Below are 11198 nucleotides of genomic sequence, written 5' to 3' on the forward strand. Positions count from 1 at the left end.
GACTTGCTTCGAATTCGCAACAGTGCTAGCTTTGCGGTGTGCTTCGAAATCGAAGCACTTCGGGTTCGACGAGAGGCAACACCATGAAGGCCATTCGCTTCCACCAGTACGGCGACGCCGATGTTCTGCGGTACGAGGACGTCGAGACTCCCGTTCCCGCAGCCGGTCAGGTTCGCGTTCGCGTTGCAGGAACCACCTTCAACGGCGTCGACGGAAACATCCGGGCGGGCAACATGCAGGAGCCGATGCCACTGACCCTGCCGCACATCCCGGGTGTCGATGTCGCGGGAACCGTCGACGCGCTGGGCGACGGAGTCGACAACCGAAAGGTCGGGGACCGGGTGATCGGATTCCTTCCGTTCGTCACGGACGGTGCGTCAGCAGAATTCGTGGTCGTCGACGCCGACGCGCTCGCACCGGCTCCGACGTCGATTCCGCTCGCTGATTCGGCAGTGCTCGGCGTGGTCGGACTGACCGCGTGGCAGGCATTGTTCGATCACGCCGAGCTGAAGCGCGGACAACGCATCCTGGTGAACGGCGCGAGCGGGGCCGTCGGTGGGTTCGCCGTGCAGCTGGCCCACGCGGCAGGCGCGTACGTCGTCGCGACGGGGCGTGCGTCGGAGACAGAGCGTCTGAGGAAGCTCGGTGCCGACGAGGTCGTCGACCATTCGGCGGTCGACGTCGTGGTCGCGCTGACGACGCCCGTCGACGTTCTGGTGAACTTCGCGCCCATCACGCCGGACCTGTTCGGCGCCTTGGCAACCCGAGTCGCGGACGGCGGCGTGGTCGTCAACACCACGGTCTGGATGCCCGCGCCGAGTGACGAGGCGCGCGGTGTTCGCGGCATCGACATGTACCTCCGCAGCGACGCCGCGCAACTGTCCGAACTCTCGACGCGTGTCGACCGAGGCGAGCTCGTCGTCGACGTGGCCGACCGAGTTGCGCTCCGTGAGCTCGCGACGGTGCACGCCCGCGCCGCAGCGGGGAACCTGCCGGGCAAGGTCGTCGTGATTCCCGGTTCGTGACGTGGTGTCAGCGACTGGTGCAGCCCATCGGCATTCCGGTGACCCGGTGCAGTGCCAGCATCGCTCCCCATGGACCGATGACCCACACCGGCCAGGGGTAGAGGAAGTTCCCGGTGGCGACCGAGGTGACGGCCCAGATGGTCAGGCACAGGACTCCGACGCTCGCCCACGTCAGCAGCTCGCGGCTCATCGGTGGGCGTTGCGGGGACTGCGGCTCGATGAGTGTCGAGGCCACCAGTGTCGAGGCGACAGGTGCGGGGAGGTCGCGGAACACGTCGTCGAGGTCGGCGCGCGTGACGGCGGCGTAGGCCTGGGCGGCGCGTCCGTCGAAGTCCTCGATCGTCAGGCGGCCGGACGCCACATGGCTGGTCAGGAGGTCGACGGCGGCGTCGCGGTGCGCGTCGGACAGGCGGGTGTTCGAGTTCGTTTCACGGACATTCGGTTGGTACGGCATCTGCACTCCAACTCCGGACTGACGTTCCATTGTGGACTGTCGGGGTGTGTCCAGCATCGACCTACCACTGTGGAATGTCAAGGTGTGGGAGCATGACGATGTGCCCGAAAAACCACCGTTGAACGCGACCGCGGCGTCACTGCTCGGGTTCCTGCATCGCGGCTCCATGACCGGCTGGGACCTTCATGCCACTGCCGTTGCCTGCATCGGCGGCTTCTGGACCGTCACGCGGAGTCAGGTGTATCGGGAACTTGCGGCGCTGACCACGAGGGGCCTGATCGAGGAAGGCGCGGTGGGAGCCAGGGCTCAGAAACCGTTCACCATCACCGATGACGGGCGGGCGGAGTTCGCCCGGTGGATCGACCGGGCTCCCGGTGAGGAGAACATTCGACACCCGCTGTTGTTGACTCTGGCGTTCGGCGAGCATCTCGCCCCGGGGCGGGTGGCGGGGATACTGGCCGACCACCGGCGTCGGCACGCGGACACCCTGGCTCGCTACCGGGAGCAGCGCGCCGCGTCGGGCGGCGCGAGTGTGTTCGATCTGGCCACATTGGATTTCGGAATCAGGTACGAGCAGGCGACACTCGACTGGTTCGATGCACTACCCGACCAGCTTCGAGCCGGAAGCTTCAGGCCAGGAGCCGAGCCGCCCGCGCCACGGTGACCGCCCAGTCGGAGTCCGATCGCCAGGGTCGCAGATCCCAAGTGCCGAAACGATGTTCGACGATCAGGCCGGACGCGGCGAGATCGTCGTCGAACTGTCCCACGGTGTACTCCCGGTCGGTGGCGAAGCCCGCGACGAACACGCCGCCCGGCGTCAGATGCGCCGCGATGCGCTCCACCGCACTGCGCTCGGTTCCGGGCTCCATGAACACCATCACGTTCCCGGCCGCGACGACGGCGTCGAACGTCTCACCGAGGTCCAGCTGGGTCAGGTCGGCCTGGTGAACGGTGATGTCCGGGTTCAGGCGGGCTGCGTCGACGAACACGGGGTCGAGGTCCACTGCGGTCACCCGATGTCCTCGACGGGCGAGCTCCGCGCCGAGACGCGCTGTGCCACAACCCGCGTCGAGGACCGAACTGCCCGGCGTGAGGAGCGCGTCGACCATCCGTGCCTCACCGTGCAAGTCGACGCCCCGAGCCTCGAGCCGAGCGAACCTGTCGACGTATTTCCTGGACTGTGCCTCGTCGTTCTCGGTCTGCCAGCGTGTCGGAGCCATGGTGGACACTCTAGGCGGCCGCCGCGCACACCTCCGCCACACGATCGAGCGCAATCGTGGAATTGTGAACCTGTGAGTGCATCCTTTACACCCGAAGACGACGCACGGTTCGCAGCCGACGTTGCGCAGGCCGCGGGCAGAGTGCTGCTCGACATTCGTACGCGCGAGAACGGAAGAACGGAAGGGCGCGAGCTCGGCCGTCTCGGAGACGCCGAGGCGAACGGTCTCATCCTCGCCAGATTGAGAGCCGATCGGCCGGGCGATGCCGTGCTGTCCGAGGAGTCCGCCGACGATCCGGCCCGGCTCGACGCACAGCGCGTCTGGATCATCGATCCACTGGACGGGTCGCGCGAGTACGGAATCCAGGGACGTGAGGACTGGGCGGTCCACGTCGGACTCTGGGAGGCCGGGAAGGGGATGACCGCGTCCGCGGTTGCTCAACCTGCTCTCGGAGCCGTCTACTCGACCACGAAGACGGGGCAACGGGCGCCGTCGAACGGCAGGCCTACCCTCGTCGTGAGCGACAGTCGTCCGCCGTACTACATCGAAGCGGTCGCCGACGACGTCGGTGGAGATGTCGTCACGATGGGATCGGCCGGGGCGAAGGCGATGGCCGTCGTCCGCGGGGACGCCGACGCCTACGTGCACTCGGGCGGTCAGTGGGAATGGGATTCGGCTGCGCCAGTGGGCGTTGCCCTCGCGGCAGGCCTGCACTGCTCCCGCATCGACGGAACGCCGTTGCTGTACAACCAGTCTCATCCCTACCTCCCGGATCTGCTGATCTGCCGTACCGAACTCGCAGAGCCCTTGCTGGCGAGCATCGCCCGGCATGCGACGAGGCAAGCAGACACCGGACGCGTCGCGATGGCACGCGAATACATCAAGGCCTTGACGAGTCACGACGCCACCAAATTGCGCCTCGCGGAGGGATGCCGACGCGTCGAGAACGGCGACGTCACCGGGGAGAGCGGGCAACACATTCGGGACGACCTGGAACAGTCGTCGCGGTACCGTCGCGTCACCGCGGTCCGTGACGTGGACATCGAGGAGTGGGAGTCCTTCGTCGTCGCACGGTACCGAATCGAACTGGACGACAACACGACACTGTCCACGGTCGAACATTTCGCCATCCCCGCCGGCGACATCACCGCCATCACGACGATCGTCGTTCCCGACGATCAAGCGGGCGAACCCGCTGGACCGTCCTCGGCGGAGTGATCGGCGTCGTCGACGAAAAGCAAGCCGTCGTTGTCGACGAGGTGATCGGGGTCGAGCGGCGCGTAACCGAACCACGGTGACACGCGGGCATCGGGGCACTCCGTTGCCAGCGCTTCGGCCAGCACGCGAGTGTCGACGAGGCTTCGCCCGGCACGCAACGAGAACAGGTGGCCCTCCACCGTGTTCGGCAACGGTGGGCCGACGTCGTGGCGTTCGATCGTGCCGACTGCGGTCGGCAGGAACGCGAAGTCGGCCCCGAGTCGGGCGTCGACGAGTGCGCCCGCACTCCACCATTCGATTCGCCCCTGCCACATCTGCATGCTGCTCTTCCAGCGTTGGAGATGGCTGTTGTGCGCCGATACCAGCGTCGGTCCCCGCTCGGCGAGTGCCAGGAGGTTCTCCGCCATCATGGAGTCTCGTAGGCTGCACAACCTCGTGATGCGTGCCGCGGAGTCGTCCGCCATCCAGTAGTGGTAGCGCAGCAACCCGGCGGCGGTCCGAGCACACAGGTGCGCATCGAACCAGGACTCGTGGGTCGTCACCGCGCGGAGACGTGGCGCCTGCATATCGAGCAGGCTCGCCAGATCGTCTGCGACGAGCCGTAATTCGATGGCTTGTGCACTGCGTCCGAAGGAGCGGGACGGGGAGTGCATCGCGTCGGGATCGGTCCATCGCTCGTCCGGACCGAGCAACCGATCCAGAGTCTCACCGGTGACGGGGATCAGATCCGACTCCACCCAACGGGCGAGGTAGGCATGGAGTTCGGTGAGCGCGTGCCGTGGGCTGGCTGCCGACGCCATCTCCAGCGGTGCTTCGAAACCAGCGAATCGGACGGCCTCGGATACCGGGCGCCGACGGTTGTGCTCTCGCATCCACTGCACGAGCTGCCGATTCCCGTCCAACGTGCCCCACTCGTGGCTGAAACCGTGTGCCAGAACGTGATCGAGTGTGCCGACGCCGCTCACGACGTAGTCGTCGACCAACCGACCCATCAGGCAGTCGCTTTCGATGGAGATGGTGCGGTACTTCTCCTTCTCGACGAGTTCGCGGAAAAGGTCGTTCCGCAGTTCCAGGAGTCCATGAGCGCCGTGGGTCGGCTCTCCCACGGCGAGCAGGCGCGGCCGGGTACCCAGCAGGCGGACGAGGGACGACGATTCGACTGGGTGGACGGCGTGTTCGATCGAAGCAGGCATACAGTGAACGCTATCGTTGAACCAACGGTTGAAGCTTTGGAAGGATCCTGCCATTTCGGCTGCCGAAAAGTCTCGATTGCGTCCCGTCGACCTGGCTCGCGAACACGGGGTGTCGACGCAGGCTGTGCGAAATTACGAGGATGCCGGAATACTTCCCGCGGCCACGAGAACCGAGCACGGTTACCGGACGTACACGCCGATGCACGCGCAAGCCGTGAGGACGTTCCGAGCTCTCACCGCGGGGCACGGTCACGCGATGTCGACGGCAATCATGTGCGCTGTGAACTCCGGTGATGTCGACGCCGCGCTTCAGACGATCGACGACGCACACGCACAGCTGCGCGAAGAACGTGCAACCCTGCGCTCGGTCGAACATGCTCTGGCAGGAGTGCAGCCTGCAGGAACGACTCGAGGGGGAGTGCAGCCTGCAGGAACGAATCGAGGGGGAGTGCAGCCTGCAGGAACGACTCGAGGGGGAGTGCAGCCTGTGGCCTCGTCGGGCGCCGGGTTGTTCATCGGCCCGCTTGCTCACAAGCTGGGTGTCGAGCCCGCGACCTTGCGCAAGTGGGAGCGCGCCGGTTTGGTGCGACCCGACCGTGACAGGAAGACGGGGTATCGGGTCTACGCCGAGTCCGCGGTACGCGACGCGCAGCTGATCAGGCAGCTGCGGCGAGGAGGGTTTGCGCTGAGCCGGATTGCGCCGCTGATTGCTCACGTTCGAAGCGCGGGCGGGGTGGAACCGCTTGTGGATCTGATGGACGACTGGCGCGACCGGATTCATGCTCGCGGGCGCGCGATGCTCAGCGGTGCTGCAGAGTTGGACCGGTACCTCGTGCTCAGGAATCCTGACGGTCGAGTTCGTCCAGAGCTGCCCGATGCTCCGCCGTCCGTGCCTGTGTATCGGTGAGAATCCTTCGTAGACGGCGGGATTCGCGCTCGGTCGATTTCTCGTCCTTTCTGGCGTCGGCTTCGTGCTCTTCGGCGTCGTGCAACTCGGAGCGCAGCTGAGTCAACCGCTGTTTGATCTCGGTCAATCGGGTCGACGCAGCCTCGGCCGCGGCGTCGGCGGCCGCGGCGGCGTTCTCGGCTGCCTCCTCGTCCTCCCGAGCCTCCTCGAGCCGTTCCTTGGCCTCGTCGAATCGCTTCCGAGCCTCCGCTCGCACCTCCGCGGCCCTGGCGGCCGCCTCTGTGTCCTCCTCGTGCGTCGCCTCGTCCGGCTGCTCGGGTTCGGCAGTGTCGGTGGATGTGGCCGGTTCCGGCGCCAACGACAGCACGGCCGGGCCGAAGCCGCTGTAGGACTCGGCCGTCACCACTCGTCCCGCGCGTACGCGCTCGGCGACATCGGGATCCGCGAGTGCGGCACCGAGGGTCTGACCGACTTCGCGGGCCGCGTCCTCCGTGGTGGTCCGTCCGCGATCGGCGGCGATCTCGACGGCACGGGCGGAGAGGGCGCGGATCGATTTCTGACGGTCCGCCGACAGTTCTCGGAGGTCCCCGGCGGCCGATCGGCGCTGGGCGTCGCGAAGCCTGTCGCCGAGGTCGAACAGATCTGCCACGTCCTCGGGTTCTTCACGGACGAGGAGGTTGACCATCCATCCGACGGTCGTCGGCTTACGGAGCTTGTTGATCGCGGCCGCTAGTTTTCGATTCCCCGAGTCCTTGGCGGCTGCGGCAGCGGATGTGCGAGCGGCGACGAACTCGGCCGGATCGACGGAATACAGCTCGGCTGCAACGTCGTCGAGTTCGGCGGAGGGCATGTGCGCAATTGTTGCACCGCGCGGCAGAAATGTGTGCCCCCGGCAGGATTCGAACCTGCGGCCTTTCGCTCCGGAGGCGAACGCTCTATCCCCTGAGCTACGGGGGCGCGCCGAGACGAAGAAAACCTGCGTATTCGGCGTGCCTGTTGGGCGGCTCCAAGACTAGCGCATTGCAACCGTCACCTGAAATCGCACCTGGTGTTAACGCAACAAGAGGACAGTCGAGGGCATGACCGACTACGAGTATTCGGACGACGCTCTCGATCTCGACCTGGCGTGGTGGTCGGCAGCGAACTATCTGACCGTCGCGCAGATATACCTGAAGGACAACACGCTTCTGCGTGAGCCGCTCGATGCGTCGCACATCAAACCGCGCTTGCTCGGGCACTGGGGGACAAGCCCTTGCCTGTCGATGATCTACACCCTGCTCAACCGTCACATCACAGAGACCGACACCGACTGGCTCTACGTGACAGGACCGGGACACGGCGGCCCGGCGCTCGTGGCGTCGACCTATCTCGAAGGGACGTACACCGAGATCTACCCGCACGTGTCCCGCGACGCGGACGGGATACGACGCTTGTGCCGTCAGTTCTCCGCTCCCGGAGGGATACCGAGTCACGTCAGCGTGCAGACGCCGGGCAGCATCCACGAGGGCGGCGAACTCGGCTATGCACTCGTTCATGCGGGCGGAGCAGCATTCGACCGACCACAGTTGACGGTTGCGTGCGTCATCGGTGACGGAGAGGCGGAGACGGGTCCGCTCGCGGGCTCCTGGAAGCTCCCGGCTTTCCTGAACGCACGACGCGACGGTGCTGTGCTGCCGATCGTCAACGTGAACGGCGCGAAAATCGCGGGGCCGACGGTGTTCGGCCGGAGTCGCGACGAGGACATCGTCGACTTCCTGCACGGGCAAGGATGGGAACCCGTCGTGGTGGCCGGTGACGATCCACGTGTGGTGTTCCCGGAACTGCTCCGCGTGCTTCGTGAGTCGCATCGGAGAATCCGAGCGATCCAAAGCGCCGCTCGAACCGGGGAGCCCGAGACCGGTGCCCGATGGCCCGCGATCATCCTGCGCACACCCAAGGGCTGGACGGGCCCTCACACCGTCGACGGTGTCCTCGTCGAGGGCACTTTCCGGGCGCACCAGGTGCCCCTGTCCGGTGTCAGGACCAACCCGGAGCACCTGGCGCAGTTGGAGACCTGGCTGCAGTCCTACCGTCCGCACGAACTGTTCGACGGCGACGGAGCCCTGGCCCCGCAGATCGCAGCGCTGGCTCCGGCGGGGGACAAACGTATGGGGTCGACGCCGTACGCCAACGGCGGCCGTCTGCTGCAACCACTACGTATCCCGCCACTCGAGAACTACGAGATCTCGGTCGAGTCGCCCGGCGCAGGTTTCCACGAGACGACGAGGGTGCTCGGTGAATTGATGCGCGACATCTACGCGGGGAACACCACGGACGACGGTGGAGGAAACTTCCGGTTGTTCTCACCGGACGAAACCTCGAGCAACCGCTTGGCTGCGGTCTTCGAGCAGACCGACCGCTGCTGGCAACTCCCGACGGAGGACTGGGACGACCACCTCTCACCCGACGGACGTGTGATGGAGGTACTCAGCGAGCACCTGTGCGAAGGGTGGCTCGAAGGCTATCTGCTGGCGGGAGGCCACGGACTGTTCGCGAGCTACGAGGCATTCGCGATGGTGAGCGTGTCCATGATGATCCAGCACGTCAAGTGGCTGCAGCACGCCGCCGATCTGCCGTGGCGAGAACCGGTGGCGTCGCTGAACGTGCTGCTGACCAGTACGTGTTGGCGCAACGACCACAACGGGTTCAGCCATCAAGGACCAGGCATGATCGACGCCGCGATTCCGCTCTCGCCCGAGGTCGTGCGAATCTGGCTACCACCGGACTCCAACACCCTGCTGTCGATCGCCGATCACTGCTTCCGCAGCAGGGACCACGTGAACCTGATCGTCGTGGACAAGCAACCTCACCTGCAGTATTTGACGCTCCAACAGGCGGCCGAGCACTGTGCCGCGGGCGCGTCGGTGTGGCACTGGGCGGGAACGGAAACCGAGTCCGCCGGGAGCCCCAGCGAACCCGACGTGGTGCTCGCCGCAGCGGGTGACGTACCGACCCAGGAAATCCTCGCCGCCGCACAGATCCTCGCCGAGTGGGTTCCCTACTTGCGGATCCGCGTCGTCAACGTCGTGGATCTGATGGCGCTGGTGACGCCGGGGGACCACCCGCACGGGTTCACGCACGAGAAGTTCGTCGATCTCTTCACCGCGGACACCGACGTGGTGTTCGCGTTCCACGGCTATCCCCGCGCGGTCCACGAACTACTGCACGGCCGGCCGAAGGTCGATCGGTTCCACGTGCGCGGCTTCAACGAACAGGGCACGACCACAACGCCGTTCGACATGGTGGTGCTCAACAGAATGAGCCGCTACCACCTCGTGCTCGAGGCCCTGCGTCGATCGAGGCGGGTACCGGAGCGCGGCGCAGAGTTGGTGTCCTACTGCAACGCCCAACTCGAGCGGCATGCGACCTACGTCGTCGAGCGCATGGAGGACATGCCCGAGGTAGCGGACTGGACGTACTCGCCGACCGTCAGTTAGTACCGAGGGGCTGAGCGCCCTTCTCGGCGAGCATCTGTGTCATCAGGGTGGATTCGCTTTCCTGAGTCGAGATCATCGACTGAGCGAGACGGACGAGCGCCGGAGTCTCGGCGTGATCCGCCGCGTACTCCATCATCGAGAGTCCACCCTGGTGGTGACGCAGCATCAGTTGCAGGAACATGACGTCGACAGCCGGTCCGGTTGCCTGGCGGAGGGCGGCGAGTTCGTCGCTGGTCGCCATTCCCGGCATTGCCGCGACGGGGCCCGTCGTCTCGGATCCGTCGGAGCCGGCGGACATTCCGGCCATCGAGTGGCCGTGCTCGTCGCCGGACATCCAGCCCATGTAGCCGTCGGTCCCGACGGGGGAGCGGTCCCAGATGGCGAGCCAGCCCTGCATCTGGCCGACCTGGTTCTGCTGCGAAGTGAGCATGTCGAACGCGAGGTTACGGACGAGTGGGTCGGAGGCGTTGGTCAGCGCGATCGACGACATGTCGATGGCTTGATTGTGGTGCACCGACATGTCCTGCGCGAAGCCGACGTCCACCGAATCGGATGCAGGAACGTTGTCGTTTCCGCCGAGGAAGTTCGTTCGTGCCAAGAAACCCAGAGCGAACCCGATTGCGACTGCGGCGACGACGCCGAGGGCCAACAGGGCGACCAACTGTGGCCTGCTGACCCTCGGCTTCGTGGGAGCAGTCATCAGGAAGCAGGTGCCGGAGCTGCCGGTGCTTCGGTCGGGATCTGGAGGTCACTCGGAAGCTGCAGGTCCGACGGCAGGCCGCCGGTCGCGCCCGTCTCGCTGGCGTCGGGTGTGATGCCTGCGCCGTCCATCGGGACGGCGTCGGGGCCGGGTGCCGAGGCGTCGAACGGCGGTGGGTTGTCGGGATCGAATCCGCCACCGGGCACCGTCGAGCAGCTCGCGCCGACCTCGGGGTACTGGTACCGGTTGAGGCGGAGCGCCGAGATGAACTGGTCCACGCGCTCGTCGTCGACGCTGTCCACCTTGAGCTGGTGTCCCCAGGACTGCAGCGAGACGGGAGATTCCTGACCGGGGTACGGCGACATCAGCATGTACGTCTCACCGTCGACCTTGTCGGCGAGAACCTGGATCTGGTCCTCGGACAGTGCGTCGGGGTTGTAGGTGATCCACACGGCACCGTGCTCGAGGGAGTGGACTGCGTTCTCGGTGCGAATCGCTTCCGGGTACACGACGCCGGTGCAGGTGGCCCACGTCGCGTCGTGGGGTCCGCCGAACGGAGGCGTCTGGTCGTAGGCGACGCGCTGGGTGGCGGACACGTGCAGGGCAGCCTCGTACGGCTGAACCACCACGTCGGCGATTTCCGACGAGGGGTCCTGGTTGCTTTCGCTGGGCTCCCAGCGCTGCGCCTCGGCGCGGTCCTGGTACTTCGGGAAGAGGTTGATGGCGAGAGCCGCGATGAGGCCGACCACGACGACGACGGCTCCAACGGTCAGCCATGGGACCTGGCGGTTCTTCGGCGCGCCCGATTTTCTGGTCGCGGGGACGCCGCTGCTTTTCTTCGCAGCCTTGATGGCCTTGTTGGCTTTGGCTGCAGACTTCTTGTCCGGACCGCCGTTGTTGGAACCCGTGGGCATCGCTGTCGTCGCTCTTTCGGTTGTCGGAGGTGCAGTTGGGCGCGCAAAAACTACTTGTGATCGCAGAGCGCCCTTACTGTACGGTCCTAGT

The 11198-nt window shown here is 66.0% G+C and carries 11 protein-coding genes and 1 tRNA gene; 5 read left to right on the plus strand and 7 right to left on the minus strand.

The annotated features are described in order from the left end of the window. The first annotated feature begins 83 nt into the window (after window positions 1–83). Window positions 84–1025 (plus strand): NADP-dependent oxidoreductase, encoded by a 942-nt coding sequence (locus tag CH292_RS09845; protein WP_019667253.1) that lies wholly within the window; start codon window positions 84–86, stop codon window positions 1023–1025. Window positions 1026–1032: 7 nt separating this feature from the next. On the opposite strand, the gene CH292_RS09850 is transcribed toward CH292_RS09845, so the two are convergent. Beyond that, window positions 1033–1479, minus strand: a complete 447-nt coding sequence (locus tag CH292_RS09850; protein WP_256978002.1) for a DUF1707 domain-containing protein — start codon at window positions 1477–1479, stop codon at window positions 1033–1035. A gap of 46 nt (window positions 1480–1525) precedes the next feature. Between CH292_RS09850 and CH292_RS09855 the strand changes: the two genes are divergently transcribed. Next, entirely contained in the window at window positions 1526–2143 is a 618-nt protein-coding gene (locus CH292_RS09855) for a PadR family transcriptional regulator (protein ID WP_037140424.1), read from the plus strand. On the opposite strand, the gene CH292_RS09860 is transcribed toward CH292_RS09855, so the two are convergent. Next, window positions 2109–2699, minus strand: coding sequence for a bifunctional 2-polyprenyl-6-hydroxyphenol methylase/3-demethylubiquinol 3-O-methyltransferase UbiG (locus tag CH292_RS09860; RefSeq protein ID WP_179275241.1), 591 nt, complete (start codon window positions 2697–2699; stop codon window positions 2109–2111). The two genes, CH292_RS09855 and CH292_RS09860, sit on opposite strands and share 35 nt — an antisense overlap. Window positions 2700–2771: 72 nt before the next feature. On the opposite strand from CH292_RS09860, the gene CH292_RS09865 reads away from it, so the two are divergent. After that, window positions 2772–3917: a 3'(2'),5'-bisphosphate nucleotidase CysQ gene (locus tag CH292_RS09865; protein WP_033190364.1), complete on the plus strand. Its 1146-nt coding sequence runs from the start codon at window positions 2772–2774 to the stop codon at window positions 3915–3917. Here CH292_RS09865 and CH292_RS09870 read toward each other — a convergent pair. Beyond that, window positions 3878–5110: an erythromycin esterase family protein gene (locus CH292_RS09870; protein ID WP_094654588.1), complete on the minus strand. Its 1233-nt coding sequence runs from the start codon at window positions 5108–5110 to the stop codon at window positions 3878–3880. The genes CH292_RS09865 and CH292_RS09870 overlap by 40 nt on opposite strands. Before the next feature lie 76 nt (window positions 5111–5186). Here CH292_RS09870 and CH292_RS09875 point away from each other — a divergent pair, with 76 nt between their 5' ends. Then, a complete protein-coding gene (locus tag CH292_RS09875; protein WP_094654602.1) occupies window positions 5187–6017 on the plus strand; it encodes a TioE family transcriptional regulator in 831 nt (276 codons plus the stop codon). On the opposite strand, the gene CH292_RS09880 is transcribed toward CH292_RS09875, so the two are convergent. Then, window positions 5947–6867, minus strand: coding sequence for a hypothetical protein (locus CH292_RS09880; RefSeq protein WP_094654589.1), 921 nt, complete (start codon window positions 6865–6867; stop codon window positions 5947–5949). The two genes, CH292_RS09875 and CH292_RS09880, sit on opposite strands and share 71 nt — an antisense overlap. Window positions 6868–6901: 34 nt before the next feature. Beyond that, window positions 6902–6974, minus strand: a tRNA-Arg gene (locus CH292_RS09885). Window positions 6975–7096: 122 nt separating this feature from the next. Between CH292_RS09885 and CH292_RS09890 the strand changes: the two genes are divergently transcribed. After that, complete coding sequence (locus CH292_RS09890; RefSeq protein ID WP_094654590.1) at window positions 7097–9493, plus strand: phosphoketolase; 2397 nt, start codon at window positions 7097–7099, stop codon at window positions 9491–9493. Here CH292_RS09890 and CH292_RS09895 read toward each other — a convergent pair. Together CH292_RS09895 and CH292_RS09900 are read right to left on the minus strand one after the other, a co-directional pair. Then, window positions 9486–10193, minus strand: coding sequence for a DUF305 domain-containing protein (locus tag CH292_RS09895; protein WP_037140294.1), 708 nt, complete (start codon window positions 10191–10193; stop codon window positions 9486–9488). The two genes, CH292_RS09890 and CH292_RS09895, sit on opposite strands and share 8 nt — an antisense overlap. Then, on the minus strand, window positions 10193–11107 hold the full coding sequence (locus tag CH292_RS09900) for a DUF3105 domain-containing protein (RefSeq protein WP_019667263.1): 915 nt from the start codon (window positions 11105–11107) through the stop codon (window positions 10193–10195). Before CH292_RS09900 ends, CH292_RS09895 begins: the two co-directional genes overlap by 1 nt. Window positions 11108–11198 lie beyond the last annotated feature (91 nt).

Source organism: Rhodococcus sp. 14-2470-1a (assembly GCF_002259425.1).
Taxonomy (GTDB): Bacteria; Actinomycetota; Actinomycetes; order Mycobacteriales; family Mycobacteriaceae; genus Rhodococcoides; species Rhodococcoides fascians_E.